Annotated in this window: 20 protein-coding genes, 1 pseudogene and 1 riboswitch; of the genes and pseudogenes, 10 read left to right on the forward strand and 11 right to left on the reverse strand. The window is 72.7% G+C overall.

Annotated elements, in window-relative coordinates:
• Positions 1-45 precede the first annotated feature (45 nt).
• Complete coding sequence (locus tag AB0399_RS26295; protein ID WP_366413024.1) at positions 46-741, forward strand: TetR/AcrR family transcriptional regulator; 696 nt, start codon at positions 46-48, stop codon at positions 739-741.
• Here the strand turns inward: AB0399_RS26295 and AB0399_RS26300 are convergent.
• The 3 genes from AB0399_RS26300 to AB0399_RS26310 form a co-directional block, all read right to left on the reverse strand.
• The gene (locus tag AB0399_RS26300; protein WP_366413025.1) at positions 734-1,180 is read right to left on the reverse strand and encodes a GNAT family N-acetyltransferase; all 447 of its coding nucleotides are present in this window, start codon (positions 1,178-1,180) and stop codon (positions 734-736) included. The two genes, AB0399_RS26295 and AB0399_RS26300, sit on opposite strands and share 8 nt — an antisense overlap.
• 32 nt (positions 1,181-1,212) lie before the next feature.
• Entirely contained in the window at positions 1,213-2,112 is a 900-nt protein-coding gene (locus AB0399_RS26305) for a class I SAM-dependent methyltransferase (protein ID WP_366413026.1), read from the reverse strand.
• Between the two features lie 91 nt (positions 2,113-2,203).
• Positions 2,204-3,025, reverse strand: a complete 822-nt coding sequence (locus tag AB0399_RS26310; RefSeq protein WP_366413027.1) for an SDR family oxidoreductase — start codon at positions 3,023-3,025, stop codon at positions 2,204-2,206.
• A gap of 134 nt (positions 3,026-3,159) precedes the next feature.
• On the opposite strand from AB0399_RS26310, the gene AB0399_RS26315 reads away from it, so the two are divergent.
• A complete protein-coding gene (locus AB0399_RS26315; protein ID WP_329366851.1) occupies positions 3,160-4,005 on the forward strand; it encodes a LysR family transcriptional regulator in 846 nt (281 codons plus the stop codon).
• Between the two features lie 29 nt (positions 4,006-4,034).
• Here the strand turns inward: AB0399_RS26315 and AB0399_RS26320 are convergent, their stop codons facing one another.
• Both AB0399_RS26320 and AB0399_RS26325 read right to left on the reverse strand, forming a co-directional pair.
• Complete coding sequence (locus tag AB0399_RS26320; RefSeq protein ID WP_366413028.1) at positions 4,035-4,646, reverse strand: DUF6879 family protein; 612 nt, start codon at positions 4,644-4,646, stop codon at positions 4,035-4,037.
• Positions 4,639-4,908, reverse strand: coding sequence for a hypothetical protein (locus AB0399_RS26325; RefSeq protein WP_329366855.1), 270 nt, complete (start codon positions 4,906-4,908; stop codon positions 4,639-4,641). The genes AB0399_RS26320 and AB0399_RS26325 overlap by 8 nt, the downstream gene beginning before the upstream one ends.
• A gap of 274 nt (positions 4,909-5,182) precedes the next feature.
• Between AB0399_RS26325 and AB0399_RS26330 the strand changes: the two genes are divergently transcribed.
• Positions 5,183-5,545, forward strand: a complete 363-nt coding sequence (locus AB0399_RS26330; protein WP_366413029.1) for a hypothetical protein — start codon at positions 5,183-5,185, stop codon at positions 5,543-5,545.
• A 92-nt stretch (positions 5,546-5,637) separates the two neighbouring features.
• Positions 5,638-7,866, forward strand: coding sequence for a tetratricopeptide repeat protein (locus AB0399_RS26335; RefSeq protein ID WP_366413041.1), 2,229 nt, complete (start codon positions 5,638-5,640; stop codon positions 7,864-7,866).
• A gap of 53 nt (positions 7,867-7,919) precedes the next feature.
• Here AB0399_RS26335 and AB0399_RS26340 read toward each other — a convergent pair whose 3' ends face one another.
• The 3 genes from AB0399_RS26340 to AB0399_RS26350 form a co-directional block, all read right to left on the reverse strand.
• Complete coding sequence (locus tag AB0399_RS26340; protein WP_366413030.1) at positions 7,920-9,986, reverse strand: serine/threonine-protein kinase; 2,067 nt, start codon at positions 9,984-9,986, stop codon at positions 7,920-7,922.
• A 140-nt stretch (positions 9,987-10,126) separates the two neighbouring features.
• Entirely contained in the window at positions 10,127-11,089 is a 963-nt protein-coding gene (locus tag AB0399_RS26345) for a pirin family protein (RefSeq protein ID WP_329366861.1), read from the reverse strand.
• Between the two features lie 281 nt (positions 11,090-11,370).
• Positions 11,371-11,793, reverse strand: coding sequence for an SseB family protein (locus AB0399_RS26350; RefSeq protein ID WP_329374113.1), 423 nt, complete (start codon positions 11,791-11,793; stop codon positions 11,371-11,373).
• A gap of 235 nt (positions 11,794-12,028) precedes the next feature.
• Between AB0399_RS26350 and AB0399_RS26355 the strand changes: the two genes are divergently transcribed.
• On the forward strand, positions 12,029-13,855 hold the full coding sequence (locus AB0399_RS26355; protein ID WP_366413031.1) for an acyl-CoA dehydrogenase: 1,827 nt from the start codon (positions 12,029-12,031) through the stop codon (positions 13,853-13,855).
• Between the two features lie 143 nt (positions 13,856-13,998).
• A complete protein-coding gene (locus AB0399_RS26360; protein WP_366413032.1) occupies positions 13,999-15,303 on the forward strand; it encodes a M18 family aminopeptidase in 1,305 nt (434 codons plus the stop codon).
• A gap of 39 nt (positions 15,304-15,342) precedes the next feature.
• On the opposite strand, the gene AB0399_RS26365 is transcribed toward AB0399_RS26360, so the two are convergent.
• Positions 15,343-16,383 carry a S66 peptidase family protein gene (locus tag AB0399_RS26365; protein WP_366413033.1) on the reverse strand — a complete coding sequence of 347 codons (1,041 nt, stop codon included), beginning with the start codon at positions 16,381-16,383 and terminating at the stop codon, positions 15,343-15,345.
• Between the two features lie 130 nt (positions 16,384-16,513).
• On the opposite strand from AB0399_RS26365, the gene AB0399_RS26370 reads away from it, so the two are divergent.
• Positions 16,514-16,705, forward strand: a complete 192-nt coding sequence (locus AB0399_RS26370) for a hypothetical protein (RefSeq protein ID WP_366413034.1) — start codon at positions 16,514-16,516, stop codon at positions 16,703-16,705.
• A gap of 100 nt (positions 16,706-16,805) precedes the next feature.
• Positions 16,806-17,045, forward strand: coding sequence for a DUF6458 family protein (locus tag AB0399_RS26375; protein WP_329366869.1), 240 nt, complete (start codon positions 16,806-16,808; stop codon positions 17,043-17,045).
• Here AB0399_RS26375 and AB0399_RS26380 read toward each other — a convergent pair.
• Positions 17,039-17,554 (reverse strand): annotated as a pseudogene (locus AB0399_RS26380) (alkyl hydroperoxide reductase); the annotation flags it as partial. The gene AB0399_RS26375 and the pseudogene AB0399_RS26380 overlap by 7 nt on opposite strands.
• Positions 17,555-17,689: 135 nt before the next feature.
• On the opposite strand from AB0399_RS26380, the gene cobF reads away from it, so the two are divergent.
• On the forward strand, positions 17,690-18,553 hold the full coding sequence (gene cobF, locus AB0399_RS26385) for a precorrin-6A synthase (deacetylating) (RefSeq protein WP_366413035.1): 864 nt from the start codon (positions 17,690-17,692) through the stop codon (positions 18,551-18,553).
• A 164-nt stretch (positions 18,554-18,717) separates the two neighbouring features.
• Positions 18,718-19,629, forward strand: coding sequence for a methylenetetrahydrofolate reductase [NAD(P)H] (metF, locus tag AB0399_RS26390; protein WP_329371186.1), 912 nt, complete (start codon positions 18,718-18,720; stop codon positions 19,627-19,629).
• Between the two features lie 166 nt (positions 19,630-19,795).
• On the opposite strand, the gene metE is transcribed toward metF, so the two are convergent.
• Positions 19,796-22,114: a 5-methyltetrahydropteroyltriglutamate--homocysteine S-methyltransferase gene (metE, locus tag AB0399_RS26395; protein ID WP_366413036.1), complete on the reverse strand. Its 2,319-nt coding sequence runs from the start codon at positions 22,112-22,114 to the stop codon at positions 19,796-19,798.
• A 162-nt stretch (positions 22,115-22,276) separates the two neighbouring features.
• Positions 22,277-22,478: riboswitch (cobalamin riboswitch) on the reverse strand.
• Positions 22,479-22,817: the final 339 nt, after the last annotated feature.

A 22,817-nucleotide genomic window follows, 5' to 3' on the forward strand; every position in this document is an offset into this window, starting at 1 on the left:
CTAGAGTTCATCTCTAGTGACTGACTCTAGAGATAGACTCCGGTCATGGATGAAGTCAAGGGAACCGGCGGAAGCGTCAAGCGCCCCGACAAGCGGGCCGAGCGCTCGCGGCGCACCCGCGAGAAGATCGTCGCGGCGGCGCGGGACCTGTTCGTCGCGCAGGGGTACGGCGTGACGAGCCTCCAGGAGGTGGCGGATCGCGCGGGTGTGGCCGTCCAGACCGTGTACTTCGTCTTCCGCACCAAGCGCGGGCTGTTCAAGGACGTCGTCGACACGACCATCGCGGGGGACGCCGAACCGGTCGCCACGATGGACCGCGCGTGGTTCCGCGCGGCGTGCGCCGAGCCCACGGCGGCCGGTCAACTGCGCTCCCACGTAAGGGGAGTAGCCGACATCCTCGGCCGTGTCGCCCCGATCATGCCGGTGATCGCGGCCGCGGCGGCCACCGACCCGGAGATCGCCGCGCAGTGGCCGGCCGCCGGTCCCGACCCGCGCTACACCGTCCAGCACGCCGCGGCGAAGGCACTGACCGCCAAGCCCGACGCCCGCCCCGACGTCGATGCCGACCGCGCCGCCGACCTGCTCTACGGGCTGCTCAGCCCGGAGCTGTACCTGATCTTCGTCCGCGATCGGGGCTGGTCCCCCGAGGCGTGGGAGGAGTGGGCCGCCACCACCCTCGCCGCCCAGCTCTGCACCGACGCCCCGGTCTCCACCGGCCGCGGGCAGGCCGGCGTCAGCTGAGGCGGAGGTCGATCCAGGGAATCGTGTCGCCGGGCAGCAGGTACCTCTCGATCTCGGCGAAGCCGTGCCGCGAGGCGAAGCGCAGTCCGTCCTCGTTGGAGGACAGCACGACGGTCTCGACCACCTCGGCTCCAAGCTCGCGTGCGCGGTCGAGCCCTCGCGCGTAGAGCCGCGCGCCGAACCCGCGGCGGCGGTACGGAGGCAGCACGCGGGCGATCACGGTGGCGGTCCGGGTGTCGTCCGCCGGCGGACGCACCGTACTGCATCCCACCAACACGTCGTCGAAGTAGGCGACTTCGAGGTGGTGGCGCCGGGACCGGTCCCGTACGTCGGCCAGGGACAGGACGTGCGTCGGGATGATCGCGTTGTGGACGTGCTGCCAGTCGCGGAACGCGGCCTCGTCGGCGGGCTGGTGGATGCGCAGGCGGAGGTCGGCCATCAGCACAGGAAACCCGAGGAGGGCGCCGGACCTCAACTCGGTTTCGGCGCCGCGGGGTCGGGGCGGCGGCGGGCGAGGTGGGCGGTGATGTCCGCGGCGATCCCGACCGTGGCGGGGAGGACCTGGCCGATCGCGCGGAACGCCTGGGCCCGTTCCGGGGCGGGCAGCATCAGATAGGCCGAGATGGTCGAGAGGTGGCCGAGGTAGTCGTCGGCGCTCATCGACAACCGCCGCCGAATCAGCACCTGTTGGACGTCGGTGAACCACGCGGACCGTCGGAGTTCCGTGCCCGGCCACTGCATGGCGTGGTCCGGGGGTGTGCCGTCGGGCGAGGGGATGTCGTCGCTGTCCAGGAACGGTGCGCGGGCGGCGCGGATCGCCTCCGCCAGGGCGGGGTCGGCCAGTTCGACCGGCCCGCCGAAGGAGGCGAACACGCCGCCCGGTTCGAGGAGCGCGGCCACGCGGGGCCAGCGGCCGTCCGGGTCGGTCCAGTGCAGGGCCGCGGCGGCGTAGACCAGGCCGTACGTCCCGACCCCGACCCCGGCCCCGGCCCTGATCCCGGCCCCGGCCCCGCCCTCGCCTGCGCCCTCGCCCGGGCTTTCGCCGCCGCCGGTGCCGCCCGTGCCGCCCGCGCCGGCCGCGCCGCCCGGTCGCAGCTCCTCGAACGCGGCCCGCACCATGCGGACGTGTGCCGGCACGTGCTTGCGCAGCTCCGCGAGCATCGCGCCGTCGGGCTCCGTCGCGGTGACCGCGATGCCGTGGCGGACGAACAGGCGGGTGGCCTTGCCGGTCCCCGCACCGATCTCCAGCGCCGTGCGCACCGGGCGGCCCGCGAACTCCGCCACCACGTCGACCAGTTCGTCGGGGTACCCCGGGCGGAAGCGCTCGTACGCCTCCGCCCTCGCTCCGAAACTCAGCGCGCGTCCTGACATGCGGGCATCCTGGCACGGGCCGTACCGTCAGCGCCCGTGCGTTTCGCGGGGCTGTAGCGGGGCCGTCGCGGGGCCGTGCATCAGGGACCGTCTACCACGGCACCACGCCGGCGTCGTCGGAGAAGGTGCCGGTCGGGCCGTCATCGGGGAGGGACGCGAGCCGGATCGCGATCCCGGCGCCCTGCTCGGGGGTGCGCACCCCGCGGAAGCCGTTGAGGTCGGTCGCGCAGTAGCCGGGGCAGCCCGCGTTGATCAGGATGTTCGTGTCCGCCAGCTCCTTGGCGTACTGGACGGTGACGGCGTTGAGGAACGTCTTCGACGCCGCGTACGCCGCGGAGATCGGGCCCACCTCGGCGCCGGGCGTGCTCTGGAGGGTGAGGGAGCCGACGCTGCTGGACATGTTCACGATCCGCGGCGACGCCGAGCGGCGCAGCAGCGGCAGCAGCGCGTTGGTGACGCGGAGGACGCCGATGACGTTGGTCTCCACGGCCGTCCGTACGGTGTCGAGGGCGACGGTGGTGGGCGTCTGCGGCGCGGCGCCGGTCACGCCGGCGTTGTTGACGAGGACGTCGAGGCGACCGGCGCGCTCCTCGATCAGGCGGGCGGCGGCGGCCACGCTCGCGTCGTCGGTCACGTCGAGCGGGACGCCGAACGCGTCCACGCCGTCCTTCCGGAGTTTCTGTACGGCGGCTTCCCGGCGTTCGTCGTTCCTGGCGCCGACGCCGACGCTCCAGCCGAGGGCGCCGAGGCCGGCCGCGATCTCGTATCCGATGCCCTTGTTCGCGCCGGTGACCAGCGCGATCGTCCGGCCGCCGGCCTGGCTGCCGTCCTGGCCGCCGGCCTGCCTGCCGGCCTGGCTGCCGGCCTGGCCGCCGTCCTGGCCGTTCACGGGTCCGTTCGTCTCTTCGCTCATGTCTTCCAGCGTGCTCCGCACCCGGGTCCGGGCGCCAAGACCAAGTAGGTGGGCGGCGATACCGCACGGGTATGGCCGCAGCTCATCGCTGGCGTTTCGGTCCGCGCCGGCGGCGTGTCGGGTACCTTGGCGGTATGGAGACGCGGGAGCTGCGGTACTTCGTCGCCGTCGCGGAGGAGCTGCACTTCGGGCGGGCGGCAGGGCGGCTCGGGATCGCGCAGCCGCCGTTGTCGCGGGCGATCCAGCGGCTGGAGCGGCGGCTCGGGGCGCCGCTGCTGGAGCGTACGAGCCGCGGTGTCGCGCTGACCGAGGTGGGGGCGGTGCTGCTCCGGGAGGCGCGGGCGGCGCTCGACGCGGTCGACGCCGCGGAGCGGCGGGCCCGGCGTGCGGCTGCGGTGCGCGGCCGTGCGGGTGTCGTGCTCGTCACGAAGGCCGGGGCGTCCAACGAACTGCTGGCGAAACTGCTCGACGCCTACGCGGCCGAGCCCGACGCGGTGCCCGTGGACGTCGTGCTGTGCGGGCCGGGCGAGCAGGAGCGGCTGCTGCGCGACGGGCGGGCCGACGTGGCGCTGCTGCACCTGCCGTTCGACTCGACGGCCGGGTTCGACACGGAGGAACTCCGTTCCGAGGAGCAGATGGTGGTCCTCCCGGCCGGACATCCCCTCGCCACCCGTACGGAGTTGCGGATGGCCGACGTCGCCGCGCTGCCCGACCTGCCGCTGCCCCGCTGGCCCGACGTCGAGGGCACCTTCCCCGAGGGGCCCGGACCCCAGGTCCGCGACCACACCCAACTGCTCCAGCTCATCTCCCTGAGCCGGGCCGCGGCCATCCTCCCCGAGTCCTCCCGCACCCATCTCCTCGACGACCTCACCGCCGTGCCCCTCGTCGACGCCCCCAAGGTCATCACGGTCATCGCCTGGCCGCCGCACACCCACTCCCGCCCCCTCGCGGCCCTGGTCCGCACCGCGACCCGACTCTAGGGTCGCGAACCCAAGGCCGGGCCGGGTCCCTACGGGGTCGTGGCCGGGGCGGGCAACGGGGCGACCTCGCGGGCGAAGAAGGCGTCGTACTCCTCGGCGCGGGCGTAGAGGGTGTCGAAGCCCGCGGAGGTCTCGGCGATGAGGGCGGGGTCGGTGAAGCGGTTGGCGCCGTCCGCGTTGCCGTCGGCGTCGTACTTCACCTCGAACATGGCGACGTCCCCGAGGACGACCACTTCGGGTACGGGGTGGCGCTGCTCGATGGCGGCGATGGTGCGGGCGTCGATAATCCGGATCGGGTCGCCCACCTGGGTGCGCACCCGCAGGACGTACAACTCCCATTGCAGGTAGGGCGTCAGCGGGAATTCCACCACCCGCAGCCGGCGCTGGAGGACCCCGAGGCGGCGTGCCTCGCGCACCTGTTCGGCGTAGCTGTCGCGGCGGTCCTCGATGAGCCGGATCGCCGTGTCCCATTCACCGGCGGCGAACGCCTCCCAACTGGCGAAGCCCCGCTCTTTGAAGTGCTGGCCGCGCTCCAGTTTGTTCATGCGCCGGATTCCGCTCGAAAAGATCCGGTAGAACTCCGCGTGGTACGCGGGCCGGTCGAGCCGCTCGGGCCTGGCGGCGGCGAACGAGTCAAACACCGGGGATGTCCGGCTTCGCCGCGACGAGCATGCTCCGCGGGATCACCACCAGCCGCTCGTCCGCGCCCAACGAGACGCCGGCCGGGAGCCGTTGACCGAGTGACGCGGACAGGTCGCGGCCGATCACGGCGATGTCGCCGTTCTCCAGTTCCCACAGGTCGGGGCAGTCGGGGCTGTCGGAGGTGACGCCCAACTCCTGGGGGGACTTGCCCAACCGCCGCCGAAAACCGGTATCCGGATCTGCGTCCCACGGCCTTGTCACAGTTGCCCCCTCGGACCGAGTTCGACCTGCACATTCCGGTATCCCGCCCACGGTAGCACCGGCCCCAAAGGGGCAATATTGTTTTGGGTCGATTCCGAAAGAAACAGGCCATCTCGTACGCACCGCCGAATCGCCTTACCCCACCTGCGATTTATGCGATCCTATTGAGAGAAAGCACGGCAATCGCACGACTGCGAACGACACGATCAGGAGAGCAGTGGACCCGGAAATCACAGCACTCACGCAAGAAGCCGGCACCACACTGGTCACTCTGATGGCCGCCGACACCTGGCAGGCGGTCCGCGGCGCCGTCATCCGGTTCTGGCAGGCGCTCCAACCCGACCAAACGGACGCGGTCGCCTCCGAGTTAACCGCTGACCAGCGGGAGGCCGCGGCGGCCGACCTCCACCCCTCCCGCGACAGCGAGCACACCCTCGCCGAGCTGCGCGCCCAGTGGCAGGCCCGCTTCCGCCGGCTCATCGCCGCCCACCCCGAAGCCGCCTCCGACCTCCGCGGCCTCCTCGCAGAACTCGGCCCCCTGCCCACCACTGCCTCCGCGATCGCCCAACACGCCACCGCCTCCGGCTCCGGCCGCGTCTACCAGGCAGGACACGACCAGCACATCACCGAGCGATGACCGGCGACCCGCACAGAAAGGAGGCACCCCACCCTGCCCCCCGCGCGTCCGACGGCCCGGCCGGCACCCCGGCCGACCTGCCGGACCGGGGCATGGACGGACGTGCCGAGGACAGCGGCCGGGTCTACCAGTCATCGGGCGACCAGTACATCACCGAGCACCACCACCACGGCCCCCGTGCCACCGGGAGCGCCGGCGGCGGAGGTTGGCCTGATTCCGTACGCCGCCCGGCGATCGGCCGCACCCCCGTCGTACTCCGCGACCGCGCCGACGTGCTCGCCCGGCTGCGGGAAGCCGTCGAGTCGGCTCGCGGCGGCGCGGTCTACGTCCTGCACGGCATGGGCGGTTGCGGCAAGACCGCGGTCGCTTACGACCTCTTCCAGATCGCGACCCGGGAGTTCGGCCGGATCGGCCTGTGGGTCAACGCCTCCGACCGGGCGAGCCTGCGTGCGGGCATGCTCGCCGTCGCCGCGGACCGCGGGGCGGGCGATGGCGAACTCCAGGCGGCACGCCACGGCTACCGCCCCGCCGCCGACCTGGTCTGGGACCGTCTCGACCGGTCTCCCGACCCCTGGCTGCTGGTGCTCGACAACGCCGACGACCCGGCGATCCTGCGCGACGGCAGTTGGTTGCGCGACAGCCCCGGCGGCATCGTCGTCGTCACCACCCGTCGGGCGGCGGCCCGTTGGTGGCCGGGAGCGCTGTTGCAGCACATCGGCGTGCTGCCGCGGGACGACGCCGCACGGGTGCTGTGCGACCTCGCTCCGCACAGCGGCACCCTGGAGCAGGCGGCGCTGATCGCGGAGCGGCTGGGGCGCCTTCCGCTGGCGCTCACTCTCGCGGGTGGATTCCTCGCGCAGCAGGTCATCGATCCCTGGACGCTGGACACCTACGGCCGCCATCTTGAACAGGGCGAGCGTGTGGACCTCATCGACCAAGGAGCTGATGGCTTGACCGGCGACGACCCGCGCCACCTTGTCGGCCGCACCTGGCAGCTCACCCTCGACTCCTTCGAGGCGAACGGATTACCCGAAGCGGTGGGCCTGTTGAGGCTGCTCGCCCGGCTCGCCGCCGAGCCGCTGCCGGTGTCGGTGCTCAACCGGCCGGACATCGGCGCTGTCCTGCCGCCGGCCCGTGCCGAGGCAGCGCTGACCGCGCTGCTCGACCACTCGCTCGGTCAGCTCGTCGACCTCGGGGTGCGCTGCGTGCACTGCCACGGCGTCCTCCTCGACAGCGTCGCCGCCGCCACACCGGCCGAGGAGGTACCGGTGCTCGACGCGACCGCCGTCCGGCTGCTGGACGCGAGCGTGCCCGCGCAGCCGGACGCGGGTCCTTACGACCCGCGGCTGCGGCTGCTCGCACCGCACGCCCTCGCGCTGCTGCGCCGATCGGGCACGCGGGGTTCCGGCACCGGGGAGCCGCGGGGCGCGGAGCCGGGAAACGCGGAGCGGGAGAGCGCGGAGCCGGAGAGCGCGGCCACCACCGCGGACGTGCTCGCCGTCGCCACCCGGCTGGCCGTCGCCCTGCACCGCACCGGCGACTACCTCTCCGCCTGGGAGACCGCGAGTGCCGCCGCCACCCTGGCCGAACGCGCCCTGGGCCCCGAGCACCGAGGCGTGCTCGCCGCCCGATCCAGGACCGGCCGATCCCTCTTCCGGCTGGGCCGCTACGACGAGGCCGAAGCCCTGCTCCGCCAAACCCGCGCCGCCCAGCAGCGGCTCTTCGGGGCCTCGGACCCCGACACCCTCGACTCATGCCACGCGCTGCAACTCGTCCTCGGCAACCACGGCAAGCGGGAGGAGGCAGTCATCCTGCTCCGGTCGACCATCGCGGCCCGGTCCCTGGTGCTCGGGCCCGGGCACCCGGCGACACTGCGCTCGCGGGCGAGCATGCTGACCCTGCTGACCGCGCCCGAGCTCGCCGCGGAAGACGGCGGCACCCTGCTGGAGCTGTCCGAGGAGTGCGTCCGCCGCCTCGGCCCGGACCACACGGTCACGCTCAACGCGCGCCACAACCACGCCCGGGCGCTGTTCGTCCTCGGCCGCTTCCCCGGGGCCGACGCGGAGATCCGCCGCGCCATCGAGCAGTACGAACAGCGCTTCGGCCCGGACCACCCGGCGGTGCTCTCGGCACGCCAACTGCGCGCGCAGACGGTGGCCGCGCTCGGCGACCGCGAGACAGCCGTCGCGATCATGGCCGACGTCACTGCCCGCCGGGAGCAGAGCCTCGGCGCCGACCACCACTTCACCACGGTCAGCCGGGATCTGCTCGGCGCGATGCGCAGCGGTACCTGGCAACCTCCGCCGCCGTACGCGGGGTGAGCGCGGCCGGACGCCGCCGGGCCCCGCCGGAGGCGGGTTGGGGGGCTACGGGGTCAGGTGGCGAGGGTCCACAGCATCAGGCGGGCTCCGCCGGTGGCGAGGGTTTTGCCGTCGGGGCTGAGGGCGACGCAGGTGGCGGGGGTGCCGTGGGGGGTGGTGTTGAGGACGGCGCCGGTGTCGGCGGTGGCGAGGATCTTGCGGGTGGCGGTGGACCAGAGGGAGACCGTGCCGTCGGAGTTGCCACTGGCCAGCATGGTGCCGTCCCGGCTGTAGGCCAGTGAACTGGCCGTGGAACGGGGGTTGGTGAGCCGGTATCCGGCTTCCCGGGTGGCGGCGCCCCACAGTTGGACGTTGCCCTCGCCGGTGGCGGCGGCGAGGGTGCGGCTGTCGGGGCTGAACGCCACCGAGTTCAGGTTGCAGTTGGTGGTGGACAGCGTCGAGATCTCGCTTCTGAGGAAGACGTCCCACAGGTCGAGGTGACCGCGGTCACTGGTGGCATCGCTCAGAGTGTCGCCGCAGCCGACCGCGAGCAGCTTGCCGTCGGGGCTGAACGCCATCGCCTGGGCCCACCACTCGCCACCGCCCTTGAGCTGGGCGACGCGCGCGTTCGAGGTGAGGTCCCAGAGCGAGACCACCGTGTCGTTGTAGCTGGTCGCCAGGAGCTTGCCGTCCGGGCTGAGCGCGAGGACGCTGAGGAACCTGATCCACGCGCCGTCGTTCGTGTGCGCGTCGAGCGAGGAGACCGCTCCGTAGGTGCGCATGTCCCACACCTCGACGGTTCCGTCGCCGTTTCCGCTGACGAGGGTCTTGCCGTCCGGGCGGTACGCCACGGCGTAGACCGACTCGGTGCCGGGCGCGGTGGCGCGCCTGCTCGTCGGGAGGGTGACCCGGTGCTGATGGGTGCGGACGTCCCAGACGCTGACTCCGCCCGCGCCCTGGGCGGCCGACAGCGTGCTGCCGTCGGGGCTGAACGCGATGCCGTAGATGCCCCGCGCGCTGTCGCCGGCCAGGGTGGCACGGGGCGTGAGGGTCACCTTGCCGCCGGCCGCCGAGTGGGCGCCGCCGGAGCCGGACGGGGTGCCGTTGCCGGCTCCGGCGCCCTTGCCGCTCTTGTGCGAGCCGCCGTGCTCCACGGCGAGCGGAATGCCGACGCCTGCCGCGACCACGACGCCGAGCCCGGCGGCGAGGAGGGCGCGACGGCTGTGCGCCGGGCGGACCGACGGGGGTAACAGCGGTGCGCCCGGGGGCTGTTGGTCGGTCAGATACCGGGTGGAGCCGTCCCCTGCCGCGTTGCGCCGCTGCCGGGCGAGCACCTGGTCGAGGAACCCCGCCACCCAAGCCGCGTCCGGCCGCCCGGCCGGCGCCTTCGTCAGCAGGGCCGTCAGCAGTGGCGCCAACTCGCCTGCCCGCTGCGGCGGTTGCAGCGGTTGGAGCAGGATCGCCACGTACAGGTTCGTGAGCGTCTCCCCGGTGAAGGGCGGCCGGCCCTCCACCGCGGTGTACAACGTCGCCCCCAGCGACCACAGGTCCGACGCCCCCGTGACCTCCTTGCTCTCCAGTTGCTCGGGGGACATGTACCTCGGCGTGCCGACCATCGCGCCCGACTCCGTCAGCGTCGTGCTGCCCTCCGTGAGGCGGGCGATGCCGAAGTCCATGAGGGCGATGCGCCTCTCGGCCAGCAGGATGTTGTCCGGCTTGACGTCGCGGTGCACCACGCCCGCGGCGTGCGCGTGCGCGAGCGCGTCCAGTACGGCCGCCCCGATCTCCGCGGTCTCCGCCACCGGCAGCGGCCCGCGTTCGTCGAGGACGGCGCGCAGCGAGCGGCCCGCGACGTACTCCATCACGATCATCGGCGCGCCCTCGCGCTCCACGATGTCGTAGACGCCGACGATCCCGGGGTGGCGCAGGTTCGCGGCGATCTTCGCCTCCCGCCGCACCCGCTCGACCCGCACCCGCTGCTCCACGGCGGAGGTGCCCTGCGGGACCAGGATCTCCTTGACCGCCACCGCGCGTTCGAGCGCCTCGTCGTGGCCGCGCCACACCCGCCCCATGCCGCCCTGGCCCACCAGCTCGACCAACCTGTAGCGGCCCGCAACCACGTCCCCCACATTCGCCGTCACACCGGCCACGGTAGGGAGCCCCGCTCCCGGCCCTCAACCACCCGCCACTCTCTGTGGCAATTCCGTTGCACCCGCCCCCCGCGGATGCGGTCGGTGCGGTCGGTGCGGTCGGTGCGGTCCGTGCGGTCGGTGCGCCGGCGTCAGCGGCCCAGGGGGGAGTCCGCCGGGATCGTGCCGAGCCGGCCGGCCTGGAAGTCGTCGAAGGCCTGGGCGAGTTCGGCGTGGGAGTTCATGACGAACGGGCCGTACTGCATCATCGGCTCGCGGATGGGGAGCCCGCCGAGCAGGACGACCTCGAAGTTCGCGCTGCGGGAGTCCTGCTTGTCGTGGGCGCGCAGCGTGAGCGCGTCGCCCTTGCCGAAGACGACCGCCTGGCCGAGGTGGAAGGGGCGGGCCTCGGGTCCGGCGAAACCGCTGCCGGCGAGTCCGTACGCGAGCGCGTTGAAGTCCGCCCGCCACGGCAGCGTGACGGTCGCGCCCGGGTTCACCGAGACGTGGATCATCGTGATCGGGGTGTGGGTGGCGCCCGGGCCCTGGTGCCCGCCGAGGTCCCCGGCGATCAGCCGGATGAGGGCGCCGCCGTCCTCGGAGGTGAGCAGCTTCAGGCCGCCCGCGCGGATGTCCTGGTACTTCGGCGGCATCATCTTGTCCGCCTTCGGGAGGTTCACCCACAGCTGGAGCCCGTGGAAGAGGCCGCCGCTCAGCACGAGGGACTCGGGCGGCGTCTCGATGTGCAGCAGCCCGGACCCGGCGGTCATCCACTGGGTGTCGCCGTTGGTGATGGTGCCGCCACCGCCGTGGCTGTCCTGGTGCACGAAGGTGCCGTCCATGATGTACGTCACCGTCTCGAAGCCACGGTGCGGGTGCCACGGGGTGCCCTTCGGCTCACCCGCCGCGTAGTCCACCTCACCCATCTGGTCCATCAGGATGAACGGGTCCAGGTGGCGGTAGTCGACTCCGGCGAAGGCGCGGCGGACCGGGAAGCCCTCGCCCTCCAGTCCGCTCGGCGCGGTGCTCACCGCGAGCGCGGGCCTCGGCGTGCTCCCCTGCGCCGGACTCACCCGGGGCAGGCTCAACGGGTTCTCTACGGTCACTGCGGGCATGACGGCCTCCTAGCGAATGCTCAGCTTCCAAAGTAGTTGAACTCTGAACATCTCGCAAGGCGTGAGCATTCCCTCACGGCGAGCAGACCCGCCGGGGTGGTGCGTTCTGTCGGTTCCAGGGACCACCCGCCGGTGGGTGGCTTGTCGCGCGGCTCCAGGGACCACCCGCCGGTGGGTGGCTTGTCGCGCGGTTCCCCGCGCCTCTTGGTACGTGCGGCCCACCGCGTGCTTGCGGGCGACCCGGGCGGACCCGTTGACGAGCCAGCGGACCCGTTGACGAGCTAGCCGTACATCCGGCGCATCGTGAAGTCGACCATCTGCTCGACCGCCTTCGCGTCGAACACCATCCGGTGCTGCCCGTCGATGTCGAGCACGAAGCCGTAGCCGGTCGGGAGCAGGTCCAGCACCTCGGCCCCGGTGATCACGAAGTACTTCGACTCCTTGCCCGCGTACCGCCGCAGCTCCTTGAGCGAGGTGAACATCGGGATGACCGGCTGCTGGGTGTCGTGCAGCGCCAGGAACCCGGGGTTCTCGCCGCGCGGGCAGTACACCTTGGACGTGGCGAAGATCGCCTGGAAGTCCTCGGCCATCATCGCGCCCGTGGTGAACGCCCGGACCGCGTCGGCCAGCGACGGCGGCGACGGCTCCGGGTACGCGGGAGAGGGGTCCTGGTAGCCGGGGCCGCCCATCGGACCGCCGCCCATCGGGGAGCCCATGGGCGCACCCATCGGCGGACCCATCGGGCCTGCGCCCATCGGACCGCCGGGCCCGCCGTTCCCGCTCTGCTCGTAGCCGTACACGGGCCCAAGGGTATCGACCCGGGCGGGCGGGCAACGAGGAAGGCGTCACATCCGGCCGGAAGGGGTTGCGCCTTATTACCGACCGGTAGCATCATTTCGGGTGAAGCCTTCTTCTTGACTGCGATACGGAGCCTCCGTCATGGGCCACTACAAGTCGAACCTCCGCGACATCGAGTTCAACCTCTTCGAGGTCCTGGGCCGCGACCAGGTCTACGGCACCGGTCCGTTCGCCGAGATGGACGTGGACACCGCGAAGGACGTCCTGAGCGAGATCGCCCGCCTCGCGGAGCGCCAGCTCGCCGACTCGTTCGCCGACGCCGACCGCAACCCGCCGGTGTTCGACCCCGAGACCAGCACCGCGCCGCTGCCCGAGTCGTTCAAGAAGAGCTACGCGGCCTTCATGGACGCCGAGTACTGGCGGCTCGGCCTGCCCGAGGAGATCGGCGGCACCACCGCGCCCCGCTCCTTGATCTGGGCCTTCGCGGAGATGGTGCTGGGCGCCAACCCGGCCGTGTGGATGTACGGCTCCGGTCCCGCCTTCGCCCGCATCCTCTTCGAGGAGGGCACCGAGGAGCAGAAGAAGATCGCGGCCGTCTCGGTCGAGAAGCAGTGGGGCACCACGATGGTCCTCACCGAGCCCGACGCGGGCTCCGACGTCGGCGCCGGCCGCACCAAGGCGGTCCGGCAGGAGGACGGCAGCTGGCACATCGAGGGCGTCAAGCGCTTCATCACCTCGGGCGAGCACGACCTGACCGACAACATCATCCACTACGTGCTGGCCCGCCCCGAGGGCGCGGGACCCGGCACCAAGGGCCTGTCGCTGTTCATGGTCCCGAAGTTCGAGTTCGACTTCACCACCGGCGAGTTGGGCGAGCGCAACGGCGTGTACGCCACCAACGTCGAGCACAAGATGGGCCTGAAGGCGTCCAACACCTGCGAGCTGACCTTCGGCGACCGGCACCCCGCCAAGGGCTGGCTGATCGGCGACCGGCACGACGGCATCCGCCAGATGTTCCGGATCATCGAGTTCGCCCGCATGATGGTCGGCACCAAGGCGATCGCCACCCTCTCCACCGGTTACCTCAACGCGCTGGAGTACGCCAAGGAGCGGGTCCAGGGCCCGGACCTGGCCCAGTTCACCGACAAGGCCGCGCCCAAGGTCACCATCACCCACCACCCCGACGTACGCCGCTCGCTGATGACGCAGAAGGCGTACGCGGAGGGCATGCGCTCCCTCGTCCTCTACACGGCGACCGTCCAGGACAGCATCGAGGCCGCCGAGGCCCGCGGCGAGGACACCAAGCAGCTCCACGGGCTCAACGACCTGCTGCTGCCGATCGTCAAGGGCTACGGCTCCGAGCGGTCCTACGAGCAGCTCGCCCAGTCACTTCAGACCTTCGGCGGCTCCGGGTACCTCCAGGAGTACCCGATCGAGCAGTACATCCGGGACGCCAAGATCGACACCCTCTACGAGGGCACCACCGCGATCCAGGGCCAGGACTTCTTCTTCCGGAAGATCGTCCGCGACCAGGGGCAGGCGCTGACCGCGCTCAGCGAGGAGATCAAGAAGTTCCTCGCCGAGGCGCCGGGCGGGCAGGACCTGGCCCCGGCCCGCGACCAGCTCGCGAAGTCCGCGGCCGACCTGGAGTCGATCGTCGGCACCATGCTCACCGACCTCGCGGCCACCGAGCAGGACGTGCGCTCCATCTACAAGGTGGGGCTGAACTCCACCCGGCTGCTGCTCGCCTCCGGCGACGTCGTCACCGGCTACCTGCTGCTGCGCGGCGCCGCGGTGGCCGCGGAGAAGCTGCCGGCGGCGACCGGCAAGGACCAGGCGTTCTACGCGGGCAAGGTCGCGGCGGCGAAGTTCTTCGCGGCCACCGTCCTGCCGGAGGTCGGCACGGCGCGGGCACTGGCCGAGGCCGTCACGCTCGACGTCATGGACCTGCCCGAAGAGGCGTTCTGACCGAGGCACGGCAGGTGTGCCGCCGCCCTTCCGGGGCGGCGGCACACCGTCGTGTGCGGCCGGACCGCCGTCGGGTGCCGCCGCCTGGCCACCGGGCGAACGGCCGGGTGGGGCTGGAACCGAGCCGAAACTAAGCTGCTGCCATGACCTCTCAGCACCCTGCGTTCGACCGCGGGCACACCGACGACCTGGCCGCGTTCGTACGATCCGCGCCCTCTCCGTACCACGCCGCGGCCTCCGTGGCCGAGCGGCTGGACGCGGCCGGATTCCGCCGGGTCGAGGAGGCCGAGCGGTGGGAGGACGGCACCGGCGGCGGGGCCGGCGGGCGGTACGTGGTGCGCGGCGGCGCCGTCGTCGCCTGGTACGTGCCCGAGGGCGCCGCACCGCACACCCCGTTCCGCGTGGTCGGCGCGCACACCGACTCCCCCAACCTGCGGGTCAAGCCACAGCCCGACCTCGGCTCGCACGGCTGGCGCCAGGTCGCCGTCGAGATCTACGGCGGCCCGCTGCTCAACAGCTGGCTCGACCGCGACCTCGGCATCGCCGGGCGGCTGTCGCTGCGCGACGGCTCCACCCGCCTGGTGAACGTCGACCGGCCGCTGCTGCGGGTGGCCCAGCTCGCCGTCCACCTCGACCGCTCGGCGAACGACGCGCTCACCCTGGACCGGCAGCGCCACCTCCAGCCCCTGTGGGGCCTGGGCGACGCGACCGAGGGCGACCTGATCGCCTTCCTCGCCGAGGAGGCGGGCGTCGCCGAGGCCGACGTCACCGGGTGGGACCTCATGACGCACGACGTCCAGCCGCCGGCGTATCTCGGGCGCGACCGCGAACTGTTCGCGTCCCCCCGGCTGGACAACCTGCTCTCCGTGCACGCGGGCGTGGCCGCGCTCATCGCGGCCGCCGCGCGGCCCGATCTCGCGTTCGTGCCCGTGCTGGCCGCGTTCGACCACGAGGAGACCGGCAGCCAGTCCGACACCGGGGCCGGCGGGCCCCTGCTCGGGCGGGTCTTCGAGCGGTCCGTGCTGGCGCGGGGCGGTGACCAGGAGGACGTGCTGCGCGCGCTCGCCTCGACGGTCTGCGCGTCCTCCGACGTCGGGCACGCCGTGCACCCCAACTACGCGGAGCGGCACGACCCGAGCCATCACCCGCGGGCGAACGGGGGGCCGATCCTCAAGACGAACGTCAACCAGCGGTACGCCACCGACGGGGTGGGCCGGGCGGTGTTCGCTGCCGCGTGCGAGCGGGCCGGGGTGCCGTTGCAGCACTTCGTCTCCAACAACACGATTCCCTGCGGGACGACGATCGGGCCGATCACCGCGGCGCGCCACGGCATCACCACCGTGGACATCGGGGTGCCGCTGCTTTCCATGCACTCCGCCCGCGAGCTCGCCGGCGCGGACGACCCGCACCACCTGGCGAACGCCCTCACCGCGTTCCTGGCGAGCTGACCCGCCCGGCGGCCCCGTCCTGCCGGTGGCCGGTACCTCCTAGTACGTCACCGTGATGCGGCGGGCGGGGCCGTCGACGCGGACCTGGCCGCCGTAGGGGATGACCTGCTGCGGGTCGGTGTGGCCGAGGTCGACGTCGAAGACGATCATCGTGTCCGGGGCGTACCGCTCGAACGCACGCAGGACGGCGGCGCGTTGCCTGGCACGGTGGTCGACGCGCCGCTCGGGCGGAAGCGGCCGTTCGAACGACCAGCTCTTCGCGCGGCCCATCAGCAGCGCGGGGAACCGCCGGAGCAGCCCGCGCTCGCCCATGTTCCGCAAGATGCGGAAGACCTCCTCGTCGGAAGGCAGTTCCTCCGAGGTCTCCAGGAAGAGCACGCACCCTTCGTACTCCTCCGGCGCCTTGATGCCGCGGTCGGCCATCAGCAGCCAGGACAGGATCTCCAGGTTCCCGCCCCAACTCGGCCCCTGCACCACGCGGTCGGGGCGGTGCCAGCTCCAGCCGCCGGCCGGCTCCAGCTCGGGCGCGGCGTCGAAGGTCCGCGGGTCCTCCCAACGGCGCGCCAGGTCCGTGAACTCGGCCGCGGGCACCAGGTCGTAGGGCCCCGACCCGAGCAGCGCCGCGCGCAACGACCGCTCGGTGAGCGGGTGCAGGGCCCCGGGCCGGCCGAACTCCACCATCACGCTGCCGCCGTGGTAGCCGACGATCCCCAGGTTCCACAGGAAGACCAGCAGGTTGGTGCAGTCGCTGTAGCCGAAGAACGGCTTGGGGTTCGCCCGCAGCAACTCCGCGTCCAGCAGCGGCAGTACCGTGATCTGGTCGTCCCCCCCGATGCTGCTGATCACCGCCTTGATGTCGGGGTCGGCGAATGCCGCGTGCAGGTCCGCGGCCCGCTCCTCCGGCGTGGCCCCCATCCGCCGGGTGGCGGGGTACTCCACCACCTCGAGCCCGAACTCCGCACGCAGCCGGGTGAGTCCGAGCTCGTACGGCAGCGGCAGCACCGCCGGGAGGCCGGCTGAGGGGGAGACGACCGCGACGCGGTCGCCGGGGCGCGGCTTGGCGGGGTGGCGGAGATCCATACCGCCATGATCGCCGATCCGCGCATCCTGTCGAGCGAATGGGATGTTCCTGTCACCGCGCTGTGAAACTCTCCCGGCAGGATGTCCGTTCGAACACCGCAGCCGAGGACACCCCGGGGGATACCGCGCCATGCCGAGCCGCACGCACAGAAGCAGCGACAGCACCAGCCGTACCAACAGCCTTGCCAGCAGCCGTAGTCGGAGCGTCGTGGTCGCCGCCGTGGTCGTCGCGGTGTGCGGGGTCGGGCTGACCGCCTGTCACAGCACGTCGGGGAGCAGCCACAGCCACCACTCGCACAGCCACAGCCGCAGCCGCCACTGAGGAACCGCACCGCCGAGGAACCGCGCTGATTGCGGGTCGGGGGTCCGGGTAGGCGACAGCCGTCACCACACGCCGTCAACTCGACAGGGAGGCGGGCATCGTGGGCATCGGAGGCTGCATAGTCCTCATCGCCGTAGGCGCGATCATCACGTTCGCGACCGACTGGCACATGAAGGGCGTCAACGTCGACCTGGTCGGCCTGATCATGATGGCCGTGGGCATCATCGGACTCGCCGCGTACGTCAGCATCTTCAAGCGTCGGCGCATCCCGCCCACGGCGGACGGCGACGTGCCGCCCGTCGTGGAGGAGCGCTACTACCCGTCGGACCGCCGCTACTGAGCCTGTTCGGCGGGGCCCTCGTCCATGCCCGCCAGGACGAGGGCCAGCCGGGCGTCGCCGCCCGGCACCAGCCGCACCGGGACACCCCAGTCCTGCTGGTGCACATGGCAGGCGGGATACGGATTGGCCGTGTCGTCGTCGCACGACGCCGCCATCGCCGAGACGTGCAGGACACCCTCGGTCACGGCCGGGTCCAGTTCCAGCTCCCGGAAGAGGTCGGTGCCCTTGCCGGTGCCCGCCTTCAGCAGCTCCGGCGGGGTCGCCTCGACCAGCAGCCGGGTGGCCGGACCGTAGCGGTCGTCCAGCTTCTGGCCGGGCGGCGCGCTGAACACGACGTCCAGCCGCAGCGGGCCCGGCGCCACGTCGGTCGCCGCCCGCTGCGTGCGGTGGGCGGCGCCCTGCACGCGGGCCGCCTCCTCGGGCAGCCGCATCCGGGTCAGCCGGTGCCCGGCGGACTCCACCACCACCACGTCGCCGTCGACCACGGCCGCGTCCGACGGCTCGCGCAGGGTCGGCCCCGCGGGCGGGATACCACCGGCCGGCCCGCGCGCGGGGCAGCGTACGCTTCGTGCAGCGCGCCCCTGCCGGGTGCGTGACAGCCGCGGACCAGCGGCCTTTCGACCACCCACCTGGAAAGCCCGCAGATGAGCACGGAGCAGCGCCACCTCCTCGTCATCGGCATCGGAGCCGGCGACCCCGACCACCTGACGCTCGGGGCGGTGCGGGCCATCCGCCGTACCGACGTCTTCTTCCTCATCGGCAAGGGCCCGGCGAAGTCGTCGTTGACGGACTTCCGGCGCAGCGTGATCGACGAGCACACGGACGGGCCGCACCGCGTCGTCGAGCTGGACGACCCGCCGCGCGACCGGTCGGCGGCGGGCCGCGAGGCGTACACCGCCGCGGTCCACGACTGGCGGACCCGGCGCGCCGACGCCTGCGAGCGCCTGATCCGGGACGAGTTGGCGCCCGGCCAGGCCGGCGCGTTCCTGGTCTGGGGCGACCCGGCGCTGTACGACGGCACGCTGAGCATGCTGGACGAGATCGCGGCGCGCGGCACGGTCGGCTTCGACGTCGAGGTGGTGCCCGGGATCAGCAGCGTCTCCGCGCTGGCGGCCCGGCACCGCACCAGCCTCAACCAGGTCGGCCGGCCCGTCCACATCACGCCCGCGCGCCGGCTGGCCGAGCTCTTCCCGACCGGCGAAGGCGACGCGGTCGGCGACGGAGCCGGCGAGGGAACCGGCAGCGGCGGCGGTGACCGCCAGGGCGACGGCGACGTCGTCGTGATGCTCGACGCCCACGAGTCGTTCACCCGGATCGAGGGCGACGACGTGTGGATCTACTGGGGCGCCTACATCGGCACGCCAGACGAGCTCCTGGTCTCCGGGCGGCTCGCCGACGTCGCCGACCGCATCCGGCAGGTCCGTGCGGAGGCCCGCGCCCGGCACGGCTGGATCATGGACACCTACCTGCTGCGCCGCACCGGCCGCACCGAGGACAGCCGCGCCTGACCCACCGGGCCGCGCCTGACCCACCGGCCGCGGCCGAGCGACCGCCGGCCCGCGACCGTGCCCAGCACCGCCGCCCAGCACCGCCACCCGGGTCCCGCCGCGACCCCGATATCACCACGTGGACGGTCCGCCGGAGGCCGCCGCCAGGCCGTTAACCTGCACGTATGGCTTACGGGGTGCCCAGCACGCAGGCGGAACACGCACCGTCCATCCGCGATCTCCTCGCGGCGGGCGGCCGTTCCTACTCGTTCGAGTTCATGCCCCCGCGCAGCGCCGCCGCGGAGGCCGGCCTGTGGACGGCGATCCGCCGGCTGGAGGCGCTGGCGCCGACCTTCGTGTCGGTGACCTACGGCGCGGGCGGCTCCACGCGCGGCCGTACCGTCAACATCACCGGGCGGATCGCGCAGGAGACCACGCTCACCCCGGTCGCCCACCTCACCGCCGTCGACCACAGCGTCGCCGAACTGCGCCACGTCCTGGGCCAGTACGCCGACCAGGGCGTCCGCAACGTGCTGGCGCTGCGCGGCGATCCGCCCGGCGCCCCGCTCGGCCCGTGGGTGAAGCACCCGCAGGGCGTGGCGTACGCGGCCGAACTGGTGGAACTGGTCAAGGAGTCCGGCAACTTCTGCGTCGGCGTCGCGGCCTTCCCCGAGCGGCACCCGCGCTCGCCCGACTGGGACAGCGACATCCGCCACTTCGTGGCCAAGTGCCGGGCCGGCGCCGACTACGCGATCACCCAGATGTTCTTCGACGTGGACGCCTACCTGCGCCTGCGCGACCGGGTGGCGGCCGCCGGGTGCGCGACGCCGATCATCCCGGAGATCATGCCGGTCACCACGATCCGCTCGCTGCGCCGCATCCCGAGCCTGAGCACCGCCGCCTTCCCGCCCGGGCTCGCCGAGCGGATGCTCGCGGCCGAGGACGACCCGCGGGCCGTCAGGGCGATCGGCATCGAGCACGCGACCGAGATGTGCCGCCGGCTGATCGCCGAGGACGTCCCGGGCCTGCACTTCATGACGATGAACTTCTCCAAGGCGACCACGGAGATCTACCAGAACCTCGACCTGCGCCCGTAGGGCCGGCACCCGTAGGGGCCGGTACCCGTAAGGCCGGTACCCGTAAGGCCGGAGCCCGTAAAGCCGGCACCCGTAGAGCCCGCGCCCTTCCGGTGGCCGCGCCGGCGGCCCCCGCGCCGGGCGGGCCGGGAGGGAACCGCGCGGCTCCCTCCCGGCCCACCGGGGCTCAGGCGGTGGGCAGTTCCGCGCGGACCGTGCGGGCGGCGGCGACCAGGTTCTCCAGCGACGCCTTGGTCTCGGGCCAGCCGCGGGTCTTCAGCCCGCAGTCCGGGTTGACCCACAGGCGTTCCGCGGGGATCGCCTCCAGGCCCTTGCGCAGCAGCGTGGCCGCCTCGTCCGCGCCGGGCACCCGGGGGGAGTGGATGTCGTAGACGCCGGGGCCGGCCTCCCGCGGGTAGCCGTGGCCGGCCAGTTCGTCGGCCACCTGCATGTGGGAGCGGGCGGCCTCCAGGCTGATCACGTCCGCGTCGAGGTCGTCGATGGCCTGCACGATGTCGCCGAACTCGGCGTAGCACATGTGGGTGTGGATCTGGGTGGCCGCGCCCGCCGCGCCGGTGGTCAGCCGGAAGGACTCGGTGGCCCAGGCCAGGTACGCGGGACGGTCGGCGGCCCGCAGCGGCAGGGTCTCGCGCAGCGCGGGCTCGTCGACCTGGATCACCGAAGTGCCGGCCGCCTCCAGGTCGGTGACCTCGTCGCGCAGCGCGAGGGCGACCTGGCGGGCGGTGTCGCCGAGCGGCTGGTCGTCGCGGACGAAGGACCAGGCGAGCATGGTGACCGGCCCGGTGAGCATGCCCTTGACCGGGCGCGAGGTGAGCGACTGGGCGTAGCTCGTCCAGCGCACGGTCATCGGTTCGGGCCGGGAGATGTCGCCGGCCAGGATCGGCGGGCGGACGTAGCGGGTGCCGTAGGACTGCACCCAGCCGTGCTGGGTGGCGAGGTAGCCGGTGAGCTGCTCGGCGAAGTACTGCACCATGTCGTTGCGTTCGGGCTCGCCGTGCACCAGGACGTCGAGGCCGGTCTGCTCCTGGAAGGCGATCACCTCGCCGATCTCGGTCCTGATCCGCTCCTCGTAGCCGGCCCGGTCGATCCGGCCGGCCCGCAGGTCGGCGCGGGCGGCGCGCAGTTCGCCGGTCTGCGGGAACGACCCGATGGTGGTCGTCGGCAGCAGCGGCAGCCCGAGGTGGGCGCGCTGGGCGGCGGCGCGCTGCGGGTACGCCTGGGCGCGGCGGCCGTCGGCGTCGGTGACGGCCGCGACCCTGGCGCGTACCGCCGGGTCGCGGGTGATCGGCGAGGCCGCGCGGGAGGCCAGGTCGGCCCGGTTGGCGGCGATCTGCGCGGCGATGGCGTCGGTGCCCTGCGCCAGGCCCTTGGCGAGCGTGACGATCTCGGCGGTCTTCTGCCGGGCGAAGGCGAGCCAGCGCAGCACCTGCGGGTCGATGTCCTGTTCGGGCGCGGTGTCCAGCGGCACGTGCAGCAGGGAGCAGGAGGCGGCCACGTCGACCTGGCCGGCGAGGCCGAGCAGGGTGGCCAGGGTGGACAGCGACGTCTCGTAGTCGTTGATCCAGATGTTGCGGCCGTTGACGACGCCGGCCACCAGCCGCTTGCCGGGCAGCCCGCCGACGGCGGCGAGGTCGTCGAGGTTGGCGGCGGCCGCGCCGGTGAAGTCGACGGCCAGGCCGTCGATCGGGGCCTTCACCAGGATCGGCAGCGCCTCGCCGAGCCGGTCGAAGTAGGAGGCGACGAGCAGCTTCGGCCGGTCGGTGAGGGTGCCCAGCGCGCGGTAGGCGCGGGCGGCGGCGTCCAGCTCCGCGGGCGTACGGTCCTGGACCAGGGCGGGCTCGTCGAGCTGCACCCACCGGGCGCCGGCGGCCCGCAGGTCGGCGAGCACCTCGGCGTACACCGGCAGCAGCCGGTCCAGCAGGGTCAGCGGCTCGAAGTCGGCCGGCACCCCGGGGGCGGGCTTGGCGAGCAGCAGGTAGGTGACGGGGCCGACCAGCACCGGCCGCGGGGTGTGCCCGAGCGCGAGGGCCTCCCGCAGCTCGCCGACCTGCTGTGCGGAGTCGGCGGCGAAGACCGTGTCCGGGCCCAACTCGGGGACCAGGTAGTGGTAGTTGGTGTCGAACCACTTCGTCATCTCCAGCGGCGCCACGTCCTGGGTGCCGCGGGCCATCGCGAAGTAGCTGTTGAGCGGGTCGGCACCGACGGCGGCACGGTGCCGCTCGGGGACGGCGCCGACCATGACGCTGGTGTCCAGGACGTGGTCGTAGTACGAGAAGTCGCCGGTGGGCACCTCGTGGACGCCGGCCTCGGCGAGTTGCCGCCAGTTGGCGCGGCGCAGTCCGGCCGCCGTCTCCCGGAGGGCGTCCGCGGTGACACGGCCCTTCCAGTAGCCCTCGACGGCCTTCTTCAGTTCCCGGTGCTGTCCCTGGCGGGGGTAGCCGTACACGGTGGCCCGTGCTGCCGCGGCTGCGGGCTTTGCTGACACGGAAATCTCCTTCGCGAGATGTCTCCCTGGCATCCCGGAGACGGGACGCGGACGCGAAGGCGGCGAACAGGACGGACCGAACACGCCCGGTTCGAGGACGCTCCACCGCCTGACATGTGCGCCGACCCGCCCACGAGGTCACCGGGACATCCGCACGCGATCGGTCGCGTACGGGCAACGGGCAGGTCTTCGGACTCGTGGGCACGCCTGCCGGGGCAGGCACCTACTGGCCGTCGCTTCCCAGGTCCGCGCCGCGGACCCAGTGCTGATGGCGGCGATCGTTCCCACTTACCGCTGCGGGGCAGTCCCGGATTCCCACCGGGTTCCCTCTTACGACGCGCCTGCCTGGCGGGCAGGGCGAACCAGCTGCACCCGCCAGCCTAGATCGCCCGGCTGCCTTTGGCTCGGCACCGCCCACATCCCGGAACGTGTCAGGGGTGATCCGGTTCCCGGCACAACGTCTCCATCGGCTCCTCGCCGGGGTCGGGCTTTCCCCCGGGCGGACGGAAGGCGTCGGGGGCCGCGCCTGCCCACCAGCCAGAAGGCGCCCCTCCCGCACCACCGCCCCCTTCCGGGCGGCGCCGGTACCCGCAGACGGGTGAGTGCCTCGCACGTTCGGCTCAACACGGCGATTTATCCTAGTTGTTGGATATTGTGCGGCGTACGTTCGGCGGTGCCCATGCGTCTCCCCGCACATCTGGAA

The sequence above is a fragment of the Streptomyces sp. NPDC088194 genome (assembly GCF_040702025.1).
Taxonomy (GTDB): Bacteria; Actinomycetota; Actinomycetes; order Streptomycetales; family Streptomycetaceae; genus Actinacidiphila.

Coding starts and splice junctions, on each gene's coding strand:
- AB0399_RS26295 (WP_366413024.1), top strand. CDS start 46: ATGGATGAAGTCAAGGGAACCGGCGGAAGCGTCAAGCGCCCCGACAAG.
- AB0399_RS26300 (WP_366413025.1), bottom strand. CDS start 1,180: ATGGCCGACCTCCGCCTGCGCATCCACCAGCCCGCCGACGAGGCCGCG.
- AB0399_RS26305 (WP_366413026.1), bottom strand. CDS start 2,112: ATGTCAGGACGCGCGCTGAGTTTCGGAGCGAGGGCGGAGGCGTACGAG.
- AB0399_RS26310 (WP_366413027.1), bottom strand. CDS start 3,025: ATGAGCGAAGAGACGAACGGACCCGTGAACGGCCAGGACGGCGGCCAG.
- AB0399_RS26315 (WP_329366851.1), top strand. CDS start 3,160: ATGGAGACGCGGGAGCTGCGGTACTTCGTCGCCGTCGCGGAGGAGCTG.
- AB0399_RS26330 (WP_366413029.1), top strand. CDS start 5,183: ATGGCCGCCGACACCTGGCAGGCGGTCCGCGGCGCCGTCATCCGGTTC.
- AB0399_RS26335 (WP_366413041.1), top strand. CDS start 5,638: ATGGACGGACGTGCCGAGGACAGCGGCCGGGTCTACCAGTCATCGGGC.
- AB0399_RS26345 (WP_329366861.1), bottom strand. CDS start 11,089: ATGCCCGCAGTGACCGTAGAGAACCCGTTGAGCCTGCCCCGGGTGAGT.
- AB0399_RS26350 (WP_329374113.1), bottom strand. CDS start 11,793: ATGGGCGGCGGTCCGATGGGCGGCCCCGGCTACCAGGACCCCTCTCCC.
- AB0399_RS26355 (WP_366413031.1), top strand. CDS start 12,029: ATGGGCCACTACAAGTCGAACCTCCGCGACATCGAGTTCAACCTCTTC.
- AB0399_RS26360 (WP_366413032.1), top strand. CDS start 13,999: ATGACCTCTCAGCACCCTGCGTTCGACCGCGGGCACACCGACGACCTG.
- AB0399_RS26365 (WP_366413033.1), bottom strand. CDS start 16,383: ATGGATCTCCGCCACCCCGCCAAGCCGCGCCCCGGCGACCGCGTCGCG.
- AB0399_RS26370 (WP_366413034.1), top strand. CDS start 16,514: ATGCCGAGCCGCACGCACAGAAGCAGCGACAGCACCAGCCGTACCAAC.
- cobF (WP_366413035.1), top strand. CDS start 17,690: ATGAGCACGGAGCAGCGCCACCTCCTCGTCATCGGCATCGGAGCCGGC.
- metF (WP_329371186.1), top strand. CDS start 18,718: ATGGCTTACGGGGTGCCCAGCACGCAGGCGGAACACGCACCGTCCATC.